Source organism: Gracilibacillus salitolerans (assembly GCF_009650095.1).
In the GTDB taxonomy this organism is placed as follows: Bacteria; Bacillota; Bacilli; order Bacillales; family Amphibacillaceae; genus Gracilibacillus; species Gracilibacillus salitolerans.
The window spans coordinates 882,582-900,691 of record NZ_CP045915.1; the positions used below are offsets into that span (position 1 = coordinate 882,582).

The 18,110-nt window shown below is 36.6% G+C and carries 20 protein-coding genes, 1 pseudogene and 2 riboswitches; of the genes and pseudogenes, 19 read left to right on the forward strand and 2 right to left on the reverse strand.

Features of this window, described 5'->3' with window-relative positions:
- Nucleotides 1-179: 179 nt before the first annotated feature.
- Entirely contained in the window at nt 180-503 is a 324-nt protein-coding gene (locus tag GI584_RS04370) for a MazG nucleotide pyrophosphohydrolase domain-containing protein (RefSeq protein WP_153790378.1), read from the reverse strand.
- Between the two features lie 235 nt (nt 504-738).
- On the opposite strand from GI584_RS04370, the gene GI584_RS04375 reads away from it, so the two are divergent.
- From GI584_RS04375 to GI584_RS04395, 5 genes are all read left to right on the forward strand, one after another.
- Nucleotides 739-999, forward strand: coding sequence for a hypothetical protein (locus GI584_RS04375; protein WP_228552339.1), 261 nt, complete (start codon nt 739-741; stop codon nt 997-999).
- 102 nt (nt 1,000-1,101) lie between these two features.
- Entirely contained in the window at nt 1,102-1,698 is a 597-nt protein-coding gene (locus GI584_RS04380) for an AAA family ATPase (RefSeq protein ID WP_153790379.1), read from the forward strand.
- A 95-nt stretch (nt 1,699-1,793) separates the two neighbouring features.
- A complete protein-coding gene (locus GI584_RS04385; RefSeq protein ID WP_153790380.1) occupies nt 1,794-2,561 on the forward strand; it encodes a class I SAM-dependent methyltransferase in 768 nt (255 codons plus the stop codon).
- Between the two features lie 34 nt (nt 2,562-2,595).
- Nucleotides 2,596-2,994 carry a RidA family protein gene (locus GI584_RS04390; protein WP_100361842.1) on the forward strand — a complete coding sequence of 133 codons (399 nt, stop codon included), beginning with the start codon at nt 2,596-2,598 and terminating at the stop codon, nt 2,992-2,994.
- A 176-nt stretch (nt 2,995-3,170) separates the two neighbouring features.
- On the forward strand, nt 3,171-3,728 hold the full coding sequence (locus tag GI584_RS04395; protein ID WP_100361841.1) for an isochorismatase family protein: 558 nt from the start codon (nt 3,171-3,173) through the stop codon (nt 3,726-3,728).
- Nucleotides 3,729-3,777: 49 nt separating this feature from the next.
- Here GI584_RS04395 and GI584_RS04400 read toward each other — a convergent pair whose 3' ends face one another.
- Nucleotides 3,778-4,929 carry an AI-2E family transporter gene (locus GI584_RS04400; RefSeq protein WP_100361840.1) on the reverse strand — a complete coding sequence of 384 codons (1,152 nt, stop codon included), beginning with the start codon at nt 4,927-4,929 and terminating at the stop codon, nt 3,778-3,780.
- 298 nt (nt 4,930-5,227) lie between these two features.
- On the opposite strand from GI584_RS04400, the gene GI584_RS04405 reads away from it, so the two are divergent.
- The 14 genes and pseudogenes from GI584_RS04405 (at nt 5,228) to GI584_RS04465 (ending at nt 18,100) form a co-directional block, all read left to right on the forward strand.
- Nucleotides 5,228-5,791: a histidine phosphatase family protein gene (locus GI584_RS04405; RefSeq protein WP_228552402.1), complete on the forward strand. Its 564-nt coding sequence runs from the start codon at nt 5,228-5,230 to the stop codon at nt 5,789-5,791.
- Nucleotides 5,792-5,845: 54 nt separating this feature from the next.
- Nucleotides 5,846-6,619 carry a Cof-type HAD-IIB family hydrolase gene (locus tag GI584_RS04410; RefSeq protein ID WP_100361838.1) on the forward strand — a complete coding sequence of 258 codons (774 nt, stop codon included), beginning with the start codon at nt 5,846-5,848 and terminating at the stop codon, nt 6,617-6,619.
- 80 nt (nt 6,620-6,699) lie between these two features.
- Nucleotides 6,700-7,536, forward strand: a complete 837-nt coding sequence (locus GI584_RS04415; protein ID WP_153792910.1) for a nucleotidyltransferase domain-containing protein — start codon at nt 6,700-6,702, stop codon at nt 7,534-7,536.
- 284 nt (nt 7,537-7,820) lie between these two features.
- A pseudogene (locus tag GI584_RS24360) lies at nt 7,821-7,970 on the forward strand (pentapeptide repeat-containing protein); the annotation flags it as partial.
- A gap of 114 nt (nt 7,971-8,084) precedes the next feature.
- Nucleotides 8,085-8,627, forward strand: a complete 543-nt coding sequence (locus GI584_RS04420) for a GNAT family N-acetyltransferase (RefSeq protein WP_153790382.1) — start codon at nt 8,085-8,087, stop codon at nt 8,625-8,627.
- A 102-nt stretch (nt 8,628-8,729) separates the two neighbouring features.
- Nucleotides 8,730-8,845, forward strand: a riboswitch (SAM riboswitch).
- 91 nt (nt 8,846-8,936) lie between these two features.
- Nucleotides 8,937-9,041: riboswitch (SAM riboswitch) on the forward strand.
- A gap of 73 nt (nt 9,042-9,114) precedes the next feature.
- Complete coding sequence (locus GI584_RS04425; protein WP_153790383.1) at nt 9,115-10,281, forward strand: thiolase family protein; 1,167 nt, start codon at nt 9,115-9,117, stop codon at nt 10,279-10,281.
- On the forward strand, nt 10,278-12,209 hold the full coding sequence (locus GI584_RS04430; RefSeq protein ID WP_153790384.1) for an acetoacetate--CoA ligase: 1,932 nt from the start codon (nt 10,278-10,280) through the stop codon (nt 12,207-12,209). The genes GI584_RS04425 and GI584_RS04430 overlap by 4 nt, the downstream gene beginning before the upstream one ends.
- Complete coding sequence (locus tag GI584_RS04435; protein ID WP_153790385.1) at nt 12,209-13,369, forward strand: thiolase family protein; 1,161 nt, start codon at nt 12,209-12,211, stop codon at nt 13,367-13,369. The genes GI584_RS04430 and GI584_RS04435 overlap by 1 nt, the downstream gene beginning before the upstream one ends.
- Nucleotides 13,366-13,773: a Zn-ribbon domain-containing OB-fold protein gene (locus GI584_RS04440; protein ID WP_100361832.1), complete on the forward strand. Its 408-nt coding sequence runs from the start codon at nt 13,366-13,368 to the stop codon at nt 13,771-13,773. Before GI584_RS04435 ends, GI584_RS04440 begins: the two co-directional genes overlap by 4 nt.
- A 102-nt stretch (nt 13,774-13,875) precedes the next feature.
- The gene (locus tag GI584_RS04445; RefSeq protein WP_153790386.1) at nt 13,876-15,372 is read left to right on the forward strand and encodes a sodium:solute symporter family protein; all 1,497 of its coding nucleotides are present in this window, start codon (nt 13,876-13,878) and stop codon (nt 15,370-15,372) included.
- 229 nt (nt 15,373-15,601) lie between these two features.
- Nucleotides 15,602-16,108, forward strand: a complete 507-nt coding sequence (locus tag GI584_RS04450; RefSeq protein ID WP_153790387.1) for an SRPBCC family protein — start codon at nt 15,602-15,604, stop codon at nt 16,106-16,108.
- A gap of 197 nt (nt 16,109-16,305) precedes the next feature.
- Complete coding sequence (locus GI584_RS04455; RefSeq protein WP_153790388.1) at nt 16,306-16,767, forward strand: LytTR family DNA-binding domain-containing protein; 462 nt, start codon at nt 16,306-16,308, stop codon at nt 16,765-16,767.
- Complete coding sequence (locus GI584_RS04460; protein ID WP_100361828.1) at nt 16,757-17,167, forward strand: DUF3021 domain-containing protein; 411 nt, start codon at nt 16,757-16,759, stop codon at nt 17,165-17,167. Before GI584_RS04455 ends, GI584_RS04460 begins: the two co-directional genes overlap by 11 nt.
- Nucleotides 17,168-17,185: 18 nt before the next feature.
- Nucleotides 17,186-18,100, forward strand: coding sequence for an ABC transporter ATP-binding protein (locus GI584_RS04465; RefSeq protein WP_100361827.1), 915 nt, complete (start codon nt 17,186-17,188; stop codon nt 18,098-18,100).
- Nucleotides 18,101-18,110 lie beyond the last annotated feature (10 nt).

Sequence of the window (18,110 nt, forward strand, 5' to 3'; positions counted from 1 at the left end):
TACAAGGCCCAATATTAGGAGTGATTATCGGATTACTTGCCAAGCTTTAGTGTAGATGAAATATCATCTCATTCTTTAATATGAGCTGATGAAATCTTCAACAGCTCATATAGTACTAGAAAAAATTGCGTTTAAATAAAATGCAAGGCTTGTATCATATAAATAGTTTGTCAAAATCATTATTTATTTGAATTAAAACGTTTATCTAATTTATCACGATGGGATTGAAAAATTGTTTCAAGTGGAATCTCGTATTTATTAGCAATAACGATGATATTACCAATAACATCGCCAAGTTCCTCTGTTAATTCTTGTTTGTGCTGTGATATGGTTCCTAGAGATTCATCTGGTCTATCTCTGCCAATTTCCAAAGCTCTAATAGCTCTAGCGACTTCTCCTGTTTCTTCAGCTAAGAAACCAATGCGTATAAAAATATCTAGATCTGTCCAACCTCTTCGATCATAATGTTCTTTTACCCAATCTTGAAATTCGTTAACATTCAATATAATTGCCTCCTTTATCATAGCTTCCTCTAGTTTATACAAAAATATATATGTAGTAAATAATGGGAATTTTTGTTGTTATAACCTCTCTGGGAGGTTACAATTATGGGAGAATGATATTTCCAAAGATTAGGATAACAGGATGGGATATAATTGAATATAGATTATGATGGATTAGTAACTTTCCTTATTATGTGGGGAACACCAACCTTTATGGTTGCAAGGGCTTATTAAAATGGATACCGATGATAGAGCTTATGCTAAGCAGGATTTTACATCTTCCCATTTTATTTATACAATCGGTTTTCTTATGATTGGTCAATTTGTTTCGTCTGTCGGAAATATATTAGGACTTAATTTCATAAAATATATTGGAATTGTTATCTTGATTGTGGGTAGTGTTACCTGTACGTTGGATGTGTGGAAGAAAAGTAAAATCAAGGGTGCACTAGTACGAGTGCTTTTTTCAGTAGCTATTTATTTCTTGATTGTATAAAAAAAGCTTTTATTATCAGGAATTAAAGGTGGAAATACTATGTTTAGAGACTTTAAACACAAGCGTTACTGGATGATTATTACAGGAATATAGGTGGTTTAATTGGTTATTTGGCTTAATGGAGCATTTGGATCAGGAAAAACTCAAACTTCATCTGAATTAAATCGCAGAATCCCTCATTCTTTTGTGTATGATCCAGAAAACATCGGTTATTTTCTAAATAGGAATATACCTAAGAATATATGTAAAGCCGATTTTCAGGATTACAGTATATGGCGTGAGCTAAATTATACTACAATTAAATACATAGTGAGTGAACATGATGGTGTGGTTATTGCTCCGATGACTATAGTAAATCCACAGTATTTTGAAGAAATCGTTGGCAAACTAAGGAATGACGGTATTATAGTGCATGATTTTGTATTATGGGCATCAAAAGAAACGTTGAAGAAAAGATTAAGAAAAAGAGGAGAAAGAAAAAACTCATGGGCAGAACAACAGATAGATAGATGTATTGAAGGTTTAGCCAATGATATCTTTCAATATCGAATTGACACTGATCATATGCCTATTGATAGTGTAGTAGAAACCATCGCATCCAAATTAAACATTGAATTACTTCCTGACAACAGAAATAAATTTAGGAAAAAGCTGGACAGAGTGAAATCACAATTAAAGCATATTCGGTTTTTTAACTAGTTACATTTAGTGGCTTTAAATGTTAATTGAATCGCTGCTGAATCTAAATATTCTTTTGTATTTGTTATAAATAATATATATAAAGGAGTAATACAATGAATATAGAAAATCCTAGTTTTAATTATGACATACACGGTAAGAAATATTCCACTTATAGACAGACAGATGAAAGGATTGCGCAATATATAATAGATGCTCTTGGTTCATCACAAACGGTGCTTAACGTTGGTGCTGGTGGTGGATCTTATGAGCCTAATGATCGTTATGTTGTTGCAGTGGAACCATCCAGTTCAATGAGAATGCAACGCCTGAAAGCTAATAAAGTTCCTGCTGTTATTGGAACAGCGGATTCATTACCCTTTGATGAATATTCTTTTGATGCTTCCATGGCTACACTTACCATACATCATTGGCCAGACCTTGAAAAAGGGTTAAAAGAGCTTCGCAGGGTTACGAAAGATCAAATTGTTATCATGACTTATGATCCTGAAGCATTAGATGTCTTCTGGAATGCTTATTATTTTCCGGAATTGATTGAAGTAGAAAAGGCGCGATATCCGAAAATAGATGATATCGTAGGAAAATTAGGAGGAGAATCTGACATAATAGAAATTCCTATTCCGATCGACTGCCAAGATGGATTTCAAGAGGCTTTTTATGCTAGGCCAGAAGCTTTCCTTGAAAAAGAAATACGACAATCTCAATCAGCTTGGGGGTTCCTTTCAGAAGGTGTAGAACACAAGCTAGTGAAGAGATTAAAAGATGATCTTGATTCAGGAATATGGGATGAAAAATTTGGTTCACATAGGAATATGCCTTTTTTTAATGGGGCACTGCGATTGATTATTTCTACTAAAAATTGAGATTCAATTTAAAACTAATGAGGTGAAGGGCTATATGGAAAGCGGAAAAATAACTCGGAAAAACCCGACAAATATGCCGGAACCAGTTGGTCATTATACACACATTACCAGAATCCCCAGAAATGCAGAGTTGTTTGTGACATCAGGCCAAATAGGTGTAGATCAGAGCGGACAATTTCCCGAAAGTATGAACGAGCAAATTCGCAATACCTTCTATAATATAAAGACTGTTTTAGCCTCTGAGAATTTAGCTACTAGTGATATTATAAAAGTGAATATATGGGCAACGGAAGAAATAGACTGGAATTACATGTACGAAGAATGGGGGAAGTTATTTAGCAATGACTATCCCGCAATGACAATTGGATATATTTCAAGGTTGGGTTTACCGGAAATCAAAATTGAAATAGAAATATGGGCAGCTAAACCATAAAATAAAAACATACTGCACCCTTTTTTCTTTGAACGAAAAGATGTTACTTTTTCGAAGAATATACTTTGACATGATTTTTAAAAGCGAAGACAGAAAATAATCGAAGCTTAATATTAATAAGTGTTGTTATAAAAATTAGTAAAGGTTAAATGATAACTACTAAAGGGGGAGAAATATTGAAGCAAACGTTATTGATAATCGATGCTCAACAAGACTTAATGGAAGGTAGTCCTGAAGAACAGGGTGTTATTGATAAAGAAAAAATCATCAATAACATTAACACAGTCATTCGAAAAGCGATAGCTGAGAATATCCCTATTGTTTTTGTGAGAGATTTAGAAGTTTCCAATGGGGAAGGACCAGGATTTCAGATACATAAGGATATAAAGGTACCATCCACTGCGGAAGTATTTGATAAAGAAGCTACCAATTCGTTTTATGGTACCCCCTTAAGAGAACACTTGAATAATTCTAACGTAGAACATCTTGTAATAATGGGATGTAAGACGGAACATTGTATTGATACTGCGGTTAGAACGGCAACAGTCAGTAATTTTGATGTAACCTTGGTTGGAGATGGTCATTCTACATCTGATTCTAAAAATTTAACTGCACAACAAATCATTCTTCACCACAACGAAACTCTTCACGGACATTATAATGTAGACAATTTTTCAATCGTTAGAAATAGTGATGAAGATTTGTTTAAACCTATTCATAATAGATACCGGTAACAGCTATACTTAAAGATTTAAAGCATCTGCTTTCTACCAGATGCTTTTATCATTCTTCCATTTCATATTTTCCACGATCTTCTCCAAAATACTTGTTATATCGTTTCTTGAATTTATAAAATAAATAACCTCCAATTACCTTCACAATTGCATAGCCTGGGATACCAAGAATGATCCCGAGTATACCGAATAAATTTCCTGCAATGAGTAAAACAAGAATAATCGTTAATGGGTGAACCTTCATGGTTCTTCCCATAACGTTAGGTGATACGAAATTACCTTCTAAAAATTGTACCGCAATCCATACAATAGCTAGCTTTAATAACATAAATGGTGAACTGACAATAGCAATAATAATAGCTGGAATAATGGCGATGGTTGGACCTAAATAGGGAACAACACTTGTAACAGCTGCAACAATTGCTAACGTAAATGCATAATCAAGTCCAATGATGAGATAACCAATAAATAACAAGATACCAATAACGGAAGCAACGATGATTTGACCTTGTATATAGGAACCTACTTGGGTATCCATGTTAGACAAGATTTGCTTGATATCATCACGAAAACGTGGCGGAAATACTTTTACGGTAAATTGTTTAAACTTTTTTCCATCCTTTAATAGGAAAAATAAAATGAATGGAAAGGTAATGATAGATACAACTGTATTTGTAATGGTACTTGCAATATTTTGTACCCCTTGAAACCCAGTAGTTATATAATTTCCGATTATTTCTGGAAGTTCTCCCAATCTTTCCATCAGCCAGTTATAGCCTTCATCATAATATGGTCCTAAGAAAGAGTTTTGAATCCATGTCGTCATGCTATTTCCAAGTTGACTTAAATAGCTTGGAAATTTCTCTACTAAATCTTTCACCTGTGCTTCAATAGCTGGTGCGGTTAACAAAATAATTCCTGTTAAGGCTCCACTAATACCAAGAATCAGTATAATAATGCCCCATATTCTTTTGATGCGCAGTCTTTCTAAAATATCTACCACCGGATTCAATAAATAGTATGCAATAAAGGCTAAGATCACAGGTGGGGCCAGAGTAGAAAAAATAACTTTCAATGGATGAAAGATAAAAGAAACCTTTGTATAAATGAATATGGTAATTCCGATTAAGATGAAGAAAGCTAATATATAAAAGATATTTTTACCGCCAATAAACTTGAAGAATCGGTTGGATGATTCCATTATTCTGCATCTCCTTTTTATAATTTTACATTGTATGTATTACGTAACCTCATTGCATAATAGTATTTATAGTAATAATTATATACCAAATAGTATCATCTTATAGTTATATTGCCAAAATCTAGTTTAAAAAAGTATATAAAACTACCAAACTAATAGTAATAATATGGTATTATTTAGAAAAAGATATTAAGCATCATATCTAAACTGACACCATAGCAAAGCACCGCGATTTAGTAAAAAGCATTGTTTTGTCTTGGAGGTACAGTAGTTGTGGGAGGGATAGTTGTTGGTAACAGTGGTATATATGGTCCGACATGCAGAGTCTCCGTTTAAGCTTGGTGAAGAGAGAGTTCGGGGGTTATCTGAAGATGGCGAAATAGCTACCAAGAAAGTAACTGAATTGTTAATGGACAAGGATATTGCTGCAATTGTTTCAAGTCCATATAAAAGAGCAGTTCAGACTGTTCAGGGACTTGCACTTCTTAAAGGATTAACCATTAAAGAGTATGAAGAATTAAAGGAAAGACCGATAAAGGGACTGGAATATAGACTTCCTGAACAAGAACTATTAAAAGCAATAGAGCAATCTTTTGAAAATAAAGAATATTGCTTAGAAGGTGGAGAAACTACCACACAAGCTCAAAAACGAGCAATTCCAGTTATCAAGCAGGTTTTAAGAGAATACAATGGAAAGAAAATAGTGATTGGGACACATGGGAACATTATGACAATTATCATGAACTATTTTGATGAGTGTTATGGGTATAACTTTTGGAGAAGTACATCCAAACCTGATATCTATCAATTAACTTTTGATGATAATAATAGTTTGATAGAAGTTGAAAGGTTATGGACTTAATTAATATTTAGTTATTATGCTATCAACTTTAATCTTTAAGAGAAGGGTGATGGGTTGAAATACAAATTAGTTGCTTTAGATGTAGATGGTACATTATTAAACGGAAATGGAGTATTAACTCAAAAGACAATTAATGCAGTGAATAAAGCATATCATTCGGGGGTTGAAGTAGTCATTTCTACTGGAAGAAGTCTGCAGCAAACACGTCCTATTTTAGATGAACTAGAGATAGAAGGAATACTTGTTTCTCACAATGGAGCTACTACTATTAAAACAGACAGTAAAGATATAATTTATGAATTCTCATATGATATTCAAGAGGTCGCGGAGATTATTAAGTATTGTAGAGTACATGGCATTCAATTTTCAGTTTGTACAGCATTTGATTTTTATGTTGAACAAATTAATGAATATCAAATCGAGCTTTTTGAAAAGTTCAACTTAAATCCTATTATCCATAAGGATTTATTGACTTTAACAGATAAAGTGATGAAATTCACAGTGGATGACCAAGAAAGGGTGGATGGGTGGAGAGATATAAAATTAAAACAATTGCGTAAAACAAGTGATGGATTTTTCCAAGACATTATTCATCCAAATGCTCATAAGGCAAGTGCTTTAGAACAAGTGTTATATAAATTGAAAATTGATAGATCAGAGATAATAGCAATCGGGGATTTTTATAATGATTTAGAAATGTTGGAATTTGCTGGGCTAGGTATTGCAATGGGGAATGCTCCTGAAGACCTCAAAGAAAAGGCAGACGTAGTAACTACATCCAATAATGAAGATGGCGTTTTTCATGCGTTAGAAGAATACTTATTCTAATGGCTATTGCTTTTTTTATAAAAGCTAACATAAAACCAATTGGCTTTCTAGCTGAATTGAAAAGGAGTGTTATAGAATGTGTGGGATTTGTAAGTAAATTTCAAGAAAGAGATTTGCAGTTACCAAAGCACCGTGACAAGTTACTTGAAAATGCATTGAAAGATTTAACAAAAGATAAGAATGTTTTAGCTATTTATCAAAGTGGTTCATTAGCAAAAGGAAACTATGATGATTATTCTGATATTGACTTGCATATTATCGTAACTCCTGAGACAAAAGCGGAGTTTATTCGTGAAAAGTTTGAACGTCCTAAAAGATGGGGAGATGTTCTGTATTTTGAAGGTGTTAAAAACAGTCCGGTAATAGTGACACATTATGAATGTTTTGTGAAAATAGACACATTTTATAAGGAACCAAATGAATTACAACCTACTGTCTGGTTGCACGGACTTAAAGCACTTTACGACCCGCATGGTATGGTTACAAAAGTGCTGGAACAATCGGCTGCAATCAGATATAGACCTACTATGGATGAGGTTGAAGTATGGAGAGGTAAAGTATTTGCTTTTTATCATGAAACTTATCGTGCTGTAATGCGACGTGAAAATTATTATGCTTTAGCTAATTTAGATAGAATTCGGTGGCTTATCGTTTCCGGATGGTATATGGAAATGGAGCAACGAGTAGACGGTCCATACGGCATTTGGACAAAATTAGAAGGAAAAAGAAGCCATTTAAAAGAGTGGCAATTATCATGGTTAGAAAGTTGGGATTGTAGTCGAAATTCTAATGATATTATGAAAACAATGGCTAGTATGACACCGGAATTTTTTAGGTTAAACAAACAACTTAGTGAAATGACTGGTCTAGATGAAAGGGAAGACTGGTGTAAGAAAATAATTGAATTAGTATTATGACTATGGTGCGATACTTCTCTAGGTATCGCATCTCTTAATTAATATGAAGAAACAGTCCCTAACAGAAGCTCTCAAAAATGACGAACTTGCATATATTTCGTATATTTATTTAAAGGAATAATTTAGCACTATTACGACAACTGATTAAGCTGGATTAATTTATAGTCTGAAAGAAAGGGGATCACCATTGGATTCAAGAATAAAAACATTAATAGACCTTACAAAAACTAAATTGGGCCACATTCCATGGTACGAGTTTTTACCTAAGTGCACTTAAAGGTGTAAACTTTAAAAATGCTGTATTTAGAAATGTACCTTTTAAATATGCTTACTATTGTCATAAAGCAAATTTCGACGGAGCAACAATGGATAAAGTAACCTATGCTGTATTGAAAAGAAATAAAGCAGATTTAACAAATGTTACAGTAATTTAAAACATATGAGAGCCTATATAGGCTCTTTATTTTTGGAAAAGTTTGCAAATAAGACTAGAATTAAGTTTCACATTCTGATAAAATATTTTCAATTTACCAATTGGGGGGACTGACATGTTTGTATATAAAATGGATGAGGATTTGTCTTTGAAACTTATTGACTTAAGAGACGCAGACAGCGTTTTTGAATTAACCGAGAATTCAAGAGACTATTTACGGGAATGGCTTCCTTGGGTGGATAGTACTGTTAAAGTGGAAGATACCAAAGCATTTATTCAATCATGTGTTAAAGGTTTTGCTGACAATAAGAGTCTTACCACAGTCATTTTATATCAAGCTGAGATTGTCGGAGTTGCTGGTTTTAACAGTATTGATTGGTCTAACAAGATCGCATCTATCGGCTATTGGCTAGGGGATAAGTATCAGGGGAACGGAATAATGACAAGAGTAGCTAAAGCATTAACTGACTATGCTTTTACGGAATTAAAATTAAATAAAGTGGAAATTAGAGCTGCAGTCGATAATCTAAAAAGCAGAAATGTCCCTGAAAGATTAGGGTTTGTAGAGGAAGGTACTATTAGAAGTGGTGAATGGATATATGATCATTTTGTTGACCATGTTGTTTATGGGATTTTGGCTGACGAATGGGTTAAATAGTTAATACAAAAAATGTCGAAATATATTGACAATTTCAATAAAAGCATGCTAAAGTGTAGTGTATTCCTTGGAATTTAAAAATTGAAAATAAATATCAATCTTGTCTTATCAAGAGAGGTGGAGGGACTGGCCCGAAGAAACCTCGGCAACCATTAAGTTTTTACTTAATATAGGTGCCAATTCCAATCTAAGTGGAACTCACTTAGCGGAGATAAGAGATTCATAGTCTTTCGAATGTTTCTCTCTATCTCTATTGTAGAGAGATTTTTATTTGTGAAAATATTCAGAATATTAAATATAATATATCGATCCTTATCAAGAGAGGTGGAGGGACTGGCCCAATGAAACCCGGCAACCATTAAGCAATGGCTTAAAAGGTGCTAAATCCACAGGAGTAATCCTGAAAGATAAGAAGAGTTGTAGAGTCCTCTTTTTATCGAAGAGGGCTTTTTAATTTTTATGAAACATGGAGAAGGAGTTATAACTTATGTCAATTGTAATTTTAGACGGGATCCGAACACCTTTTGGAAAATGGAAGGGTGCACTTTCAGGATTAGATGCTGTAACTTTGGCAAGCAAGCCATTGAAGTATTTGATCAATAAGTATGCAAAGATCCCACATATAGATGGAGTATTGTTAGCGCAAGTTATTCAGGCTGGCCAGGGGCAAAATCCTGCAAGGCAAGTTGCTCATCAGGCGGGGCTGGATACCAGCACACCAGCGATTACACTAAATAATGTATGTCTCGGGGGAGTAGCTTCGGTTATTGATGCAGTCCGCCGCATTAAATTAGAAGAAGGGTCTGCTTATATTGTTGGTGGCTTTGACTCCATGTCCAACGCACCACATGTAATCCCGACGCGCTCGATAAAAGGTATCGGACACCAAAAGCTAACCGATACGTTACTACATGATGGGTTATGGTGCTCCTTAAGTGATCAATCCATGGGTGCCTTAACTGAACAATATAATCATGCCTATCAGATTGGTCGTGAGGAGCAGGATCAATTTGCAGCTCTATCTCAACAAAGAGCGGCAGCAGCGTACGAACAAGGTCTGTTACAGCAGGAAATCCTTCCAATTAATGGAGAGCTAGCAGACGATGAAGGGATTCGGCCTCAAACAACAGTAGAAAAATTGGCGAACCTAAAACCAGCATTTATTAAAGAAGGAACGATTACAGCAGGGAATGCTTCTCAAATGACAGACGGGGCAAGCCTTGGCGTTGTCACAACATTAGAGCAAGCAGAGCAATTGGGAACAGAACCACTTGCACATATTATCGACTGGGCAGAAACTGCTGGACCGGACACAAGCTTACAGACAAAACCAGCAGATGCCATTCAAAAAATATTGGATAAACAGCAACTGAAAGTAGATGATATTGATTTATTCGAAATAAATGAAGCATTTGCTAGTGTCGTGATCGCAAGCTGTCAGGCACTGGATATTGATTATGAGAAAGTAAATATAAACGGAGGAGCTATCGCGATAGGGCATCCGCTCGGAGGTACAGGTTTCCGTTTAGTATTAACCTTGGCGCATGCTTTGAAACGACGTGGCGGAGGTAAAGGAATTGCTTCCCTATGTGGCGGTGGTGGTCAAGGAATTGCCATTCTTATTGAGGTACCAGAGGAAGGAGGAAAACGATGAATACTCAACCATTAGAGAAAAAAAGTCATATATTATGGGAACCAACGGACAAAGATATCGAACGATCCCATCTTAAAGCTTTTGCAAAAACAGTGAATCAACCCCTTTTTCCTTATGAAAGATTACATCGTTGGTCAATTACTAATATAGGAGATTTCTGGTCAGGAGTTTGGGACTATGCTGATATCATCGGAGAAAAAGGAGAAACAATCTATGTTCCTGCAGACTCCATGGCTGATGCTGTCTTTTTCCCTGATGCTAAATTAAACTTTGCGGAGAATCTCTTAAAAGGTAAAGATGCTCAAGTTGCTGCCTATCAAGCGGATGAAACAGGTGTCACGGCTCAGATTACCTTTCAAGAATTGCGGAAACAAGTAGCAAAAGCACAGTACGGCTTACAACAGCTTGGGGTAAAAAAGGGGGATCGTGTAGCAGGTATTACTACCAATAATATTGAAGGGTTGGTCGCTTTACTTGCTGCAACATCACTTGGTGCGGTGTGGACTTCTTGTTCACCGGACTTCGGTGCTAAAGGAATCATTGATCGGATTGGTCAAGTACAGCCGAAAATACTGATTGCCAATCTTAAGTACCAGTATAAGCAGAAACCTTTTGATATTTCGGACAAAGTACATGAAACGGTCGGGCAGATTGGAAGTATTCAGCACGTTATTACGATTGCGGGAGAACTGCCGGATGCAATCACATGGCATTCTTTCCTAGAAAATGATGTGGAGATACCTCAATTTGAAAGAATCGGTTTTCGCGAACCTCTCTATATTCTATATACATCAGGCACGACAGGACTGCCAAAGGCAATTGTTCACTCTGTAGGTGGCACGTTATTACAACATGTTAAAGAGCACCAATTGCATTGTGATGTCCACGAAGAAGATGTGTTGTTTTGGTATACCAACACAGCATGGATGATGTATCCATGGGTTGTATCTGGTTTAGCTAGTAATGCTTCGGTTTTATTATACGACGGTTCTCCAGTGTTACCAGACACACCGATGCATTTATGGAACATCGCTGAAGAAATCGGGGTTACACATTTTGGTACGAGTCCAAAATACTTAGATTCGTTAATGAAAGCAGAGGTTGTATTGAAAGATCACTATTCATTAGCTTCCTTAAAAAGTATCCTTTCCTGTGGTGCTCCACTTGTAGCAGAGCAATATGACTGGGTATACGAGACAATAAAAGAAGATCTTTATTTAGCTTCTATTTCAGGTGGTACAGAGATAATTGGATGTTTTGTGATGGGTTCACCTGTTCATCCCGTTATCCGTGGTGAGATCAGTTGTAAAGCATTAGGAATGGCGATGGAAGTTTTCGATGACCGCGATGCACCTGTCTATGGTCAAAAAGGAGATCTTGTCTGTACACAAGCCTTTCCAAGTATGCCACTAACATTTTATGGTGAGGATGGTGACGAACGTTATCGCAATAACTACTTTGCTGAACGACCTGGTATTTGGACACATGGAGATTTTGCCGAACAAACTATTGATCAATCCTTTGTTATCTATGGACGTGCAGATACTGTCCTTAATCCGGGTGGTGTGAGAATCGGGACAGCAGAGATATATAGTGTTGTAGAACAAATAGAGGAAGTTAAAGATTCGATTGTATTTGGACTGCCATGTGAGAATGATGAAGAAATTGTTTTATGTGTAGTAACCGACCAGTTATCGAAAGAATTGGCTAAACATATTCGCCAGCAAATAAGGAAAAAAGCATCACCAAGACATGTACCAAGACGTATTTATCAAGTAAACGATATACCATATACAGTCAATGGTAAGAAAGTCGAAGGTGCTGCAAAAACAGAAGCGATTGGTAAAGAAGTCAAAAATAAAGCATCTATCAGTAACCCTGAATGCCTACAAGAATGGACAGATATTAAAGAGAAGGAGTGCTACTAATGGCGAAACGACCGAAAGGAGCGATTATCGGTATCGGTGAACTACAGCCAGTACGTTACTCTGAAGGGAAAACGACGTTAGGCTTAATTGCGGAATCTGTACAACTTGCATTAGCAGATGCCGGAATAACAAAAGATGAAATAGATGGATTGTTAGTAGGTCCCCAAGTCGGTGAAACTCCACAACACGTACCTGCAACGGTGTCAGAGTATTTAGGTATTTCACCGACCATGTCCAATACTGTTGATCTTGGTGGGGCGACAGGTGCAGGGATGGTTTGGCGTGCAGCTGCCGCCATTGAAGCAGGAATGTGTGAAACGGTTGTCTGTGTATTAGCGAACAAAAACGAAAAAGGACAGGTTCCACGTTCACCAAACCGTAATCCGATTCGTGAATTTGATGTTCCGTTTGGTGCTTCAGGAGCGAATACCTCTTATGCATTGTTAAAAAGAGAGCACATGGAAGTGTATGGTTCCAAACAAGAGGATTTTGCCAGGATCGCCTATTGGTCCAGAAAAAATGCACAAAAAAACCCGAAAGCGATCTTTTATGATAAACCAGTTGAGTTAGAAGATATTTTGCAATCACCAATGATCTCTGATCCTCTAAGACTTTTAGAAATTGTCATGCCGTGCGCGGGTGGGGCAGCGGTGATCGTCACTTCAGAAGAAAAAGCGAAGCAAACTAAAAACAATGCTGTCTACTTGAAAGGAGCAGGGGAAAAAATTACGCATCGTGCGGTTAGTCAAGCCCCAACTGTTGATCAGTTACCTTTTGCATATTCCATCCCACATGCATTAAAACAGGCGGAAATAGACGGTAAGGATTTAGATTTACTGTCCCTTTACGATTGTTATACAAGTGTTGTAGCGGTACAGCTGGAAAGCATCGGAATATGTAAGCCAGGAGAATTCGGTGATTTTGTCAGAAGCCATACTTTTGGTCATGATGGCGATTATCCATTGAATACACATGGCGGCCAATTAGGATTTGGACAAGCCGATTTAGCTGGAGGGATGTCGCATGTAATTGAAGCAGTTGTGCAATTACGCGGCGAAGGAGAAGAACGACAAATTCCCGATGCTAAATATGCCCTCGTTACAGGAAATGGAGCGACGTTAAGTGAAACAACTGCTTTAGTATTAGGAGGAGAACAATGACGAACATATCATTTCCGGAACCAACGATTACAGCGGTAAGTAAGCCTTTTTGGGATAAGATTGCCGAGAAACAATTCTTCCTGCAGCGATGTGATGATTGTGCTCAGTGGGTTTTCTATCCCCGAGCTCATTGTCCTCACTGCTTTGGGTCGAACCTAACATGGAAAGAAGCTTCCGGCAAAGGAAAGGTAAAATCATGGAGTATTGTCCACCGAGCAGGACATCCAGCCTGGCAGGAGCGTACGCCATATGCAGTAGGAATTGTTGAATTAGCAGAAGGGCCAACTTTACTTACCCATTTGTTAATCGGCGAACAGGATTTGAGTTATCAGTTACCAGTAGAAATATCCTTTCAGTCATTAAACGAAAGACTATTACCATTTTTCCAGAAGAAAGGGGATTAAGTCATGATCTATACGTATCTTATTTTAGTTGCAGTTTTTTGGGTTATTGGTCTTATCATATGGAGCAAGTTTTATAAAAATAATTAAAGGTGGTTTTATCGCATGTTGACGGAATCTAATTTACTTCTTTGGACTGTTATTATATTATTAATTGCTTATTTTGGCGTTGTAACATGGATTGGTAAGAAAGGAAGGGCCCATAGTAAATCGATGAATGGATTTGCTACGGCAAGAGGGAAGGTTAGTCCTTGGCTGGTAGGAGCCAGTTTTGCTGCTTCTTACTCTAGTGCGAATCTATTTATCGGTGTTCCAGGCTTAGCCTATCAACATGGTACATCGGTTTTATGGTATACATTAGGTTGTTTCGGTGTTTCATGGGTTGGACTTTTAATTTTCGCTAAAACGTTTTGGCGTTATGGAAAAAAATTCGGTCGAGTTTCCACCGTACCAGAATGGTTAGGACGCCGATATAATTCGAAAACGTTACAAGTTATCGTATCATTGCTGATTTTATTCAATGTGTATTATATTGTTGGACAAAATGTCGGTCTTGCTACTATTTTTGAAACGGTAATCGGGATTCCTTATTTCTGGGGGATTATTATCGGGGTAACCATTACGATTTTATATATCGGACTTGGTGGTGCCTTTGCCCAAATGATTACGGACGGTATTCAGGGATTGTTCATGGCTGTAGCTTCTATTCTTATCTTTATTTCGTTCTTTTGGACAATCGGTGGCGGTATCAATGTTTTCGGAGAATTAACGAATCAACTGAATGCGGTAGATCCTAATCTAACTACTTTTATAGGCGTTGATGGTCCATATAATAGTGTATTAGCGATTATGGCTGTTCAGTTTTTATTATTCAGTTTTATTCTAATGCCACACTTGCTAAATAAGATTTTATCGATCGAAACAGAGGAAGAGCTTGCGCCATTTACTTTATCATCCGGAATTGTTTTATTTGTGATTTCAACGTTGATGGTACTAGGTGGATTAGCGGCACGTGTAATTTTCCCAACATTAAATAGCCCGGATTCTGCCATCCCGATGTATGTGATCGAATCGTTCCCTAGTATTATTGCAGCAATTATGATTGTTGGTATTATTTCTGCGATCTTGTCTAGTACAGATAGCTTATATTTAGGTGTAACAACTAGTATCGGGAATGATTTTTATCGTGTACTTGCACCGGTATTTAAGAAGAATATTAGTCAGGCAAAATTAGAATCTCAATCTGTTAAAGTAGCAAAAGGATCGCTTATTGTAGTTGGTTTGCTGTCTTTATATATATCCTTAGACCGGCCGGAATCACTATCCATATTAATTCAATTTAGCTTTTCTGCGATTATTTCTGGTATTTTAGCACCGATATCGTTAGGATACTTTTGGAAAAAGGCAACAAATTACGGTGCAATAGCTGCGGTAATCACAGGTGCAGGCTTGTATGTCGTTTTCACTCAATTTAATGTAATAGAAAATATTTATCTTGCAATGTTCTTTGCTTCCTTAGCTTCGTTTATTGTAATGGGCGTTATAGGCTTATTAACTGCTACCGAAAAACATGAGGAATTAGTGCTAAAGAAGATCGGGTAAAATGTGATTAGTGAGCTGGCCATTGGGTCAGCTCTTTTTGTTTTTTTACTATGTAATTATGGTATTATGGAAGTGCATACATCATTTTATTATCAACGATCAACTTCAGGGAAAATACGATCAACTTTTAGAATTTACTATCAACTTCAAGCAAAATACGATCACCCCCGCTAAAAGACAACTCACAGAAAAACATAATAATTTTATCAAAAAAAGGTGTGAATAACGGATGTCAAACCAATCAACTATAACGTTAACAATGTCGAAGTCCTTTGAGGTAGAAGCGGATAAAGTGTTCGCAGCGTGGATTCAACCGGATTTAATGAAGAAATGGCTTTTCACAATGGAAATGACGAACAAAGTGGCAGAAAGTGATGCCAAAGAAGGTGGCAGCTGGGAAATTGTTGATCACCGCGAAGGGAAGGATTATCGAGCAATCGGGGAGTACAGAGTAATTGATGCACCAAACAAATTAGTAAAGACTTTCAGAATGCCGCAGTTCAGTGATACGGAAGATGTATTAACTATTTCGTTTGAGCCAACTGAATCGGGGTGCAATATGACTTTTGTTCAGAAAATCGTTGTCCCACATGAAGAAGGATGGACGCCAGAAGATATTGATAAGGCATGTAAAGAATACCACGATGGTTCAAAAGCTGGTTGGGAAATGATGTTTGAAGGACTGAAGCAGTTAGTAGAAACAGGCAAGATTAATTATCCTGCAGAGAACAATTAATAAAATAAAAAGACGGGGATTCCTTAGGTTTATCATAAAAATGAGCGACTGATGAGCATATTAATCAGTCGCTTTTTATATAATGAAAAGCATCTTATACTAGCAAATTTACCGGTCATACATTTTTTTGAACAACTAATGTGTAATTTTCCCAAGTGCTACATGAATTATAGCATAATACAAAAAGGGGAGGAAAAATGAAGATACAAATTGATATTGATCCAAAATATGAAGAGTGCAATGTTACAATTCACGCGAAGGAATGGACAAAAGACATTGAGGAACTGGTTCAATCGCTTCAAAAGAAACAACCGAAAAGAATTGTATCTGTTCAGGAAGATCGATCTATTTTATTAAATCCTGTAGAAATTGATTTTGTTTTTGCCAGAGAGCGGAAAGTGTACGCGTCCGTTAATGGCAAGTGTATGGAGTTGAAGATGAAATTGTATGAAGTAGAGGATATGCTCAGTGCGGCGGGTTTTATCCGTTTTTCTAAATCGGTTGTTGGCAATGTAAATCAAATCGATCGGTTCGAATTATCCTTTAATGGGAATCTATGTGTCTATTTTAAGTCGGGAAGTAAGGAATATGTGAGCAGAAAATATGTCCATGATTTAAAAGCACAGATTGTGGAAGGGGGCGAATCTCATGATCGCTGAAGGCCTGAAAAGAATCATGATAGGTGTTGCGGTAGGAAGTCTTATAACCTTCGCGGTAACTTCTTTCATGATTATTCAATCTATCGATTCCTCGATACAGGAAATATGGAAACATTGGTTGGCGAGCATGCTGATTGGTATTTTTTATAGTTTTGCGTCTATTATATTCGAACGGGAAGGTTGGAGCCTTTTGAAACAGACAGTTGTACATTCAACTTCAACATTTATGGTTCTTTTTCCAATTATCATTCTAGCAGGCTGGCTTCCTTTTGATCCATTGTCGTTATTGATAGGTTTAGTAATATTTTTGATTAGCTATTCCATCATGTGGATAGGTTTGTATTTCCATTATAAAAGAATGGCAAGGTCAATGAATGAATGTATAGATAAAAAAAATTAATAAAAGGAGGCGGTTTTTATGATTGTTGTGCAAGGTGTTAGTAAATCATATGGTTCCACTCAAGCATTGGATGACTTGCATTTTCAAATTAATGAAGGTAATTGTTTCGGGCTTGTAGGTCCAAATGGTGCAGGAAAATCTACTTTCATGAAAATATTAGTCGGTGTACTGCAACGCTTTGATGGAGATATTCAAGTTTTTGATCATTCGTTAACAAAAAATCGATCAGCGGTAAAGGACTTTATTGGATATGTTCCACAAGATATCTGTCTGGAGGAATTATTAACAGCTAAGGATAATTTAATGTATTTTGGAAAGCTGTACGGCTTATCGGGTGAACATTTGCGTAAACGAATACGAACAGTCTTAGAGCAAATTGGATTAAGTGAGAAGGCAAATCAAAAAATAACCGAGTTCTCAGGTGGAATGAAACGTCGTCTAAATATCGGATGTGCTATACTTCATGAGCCTTCTTTGATTGTGTTAGATGAACCGACTGTGGGAATTGATCCACAATCACGGCATTCGATTTTTTCGCTTATTCAGGAGCTAAAAGAGGCGGGGAGTACGATTGTATACTCTAGTCACTATATGGAAGAAGTAGAGCAATTATGCGATAGTGTTGGGTTTATTGATAAAGGAAAACTCGTCGAACATGGAACAATGAAACAGGTGCTGGATAAACATCGTAGTGCTTCTATATTCGTTTCGGCGGAGGGAATCAGCAAAGAAGGACTGTCATCACATGGGGTGACAGTCAAGAAAAAAACTGGATTCACGGTTAATTGTGATGATCCCCTATTGACAATGGGCAAAATGATTGAGCAATTCCGTAACAATGGGATTCATCCAGAACGGTTGGAATTAAGTCAATCAAGATTGGAAGATATTTTCTTTGATTTAACAGGAACCCAATTAAGGGATAATGGATAGGAGCTGATTT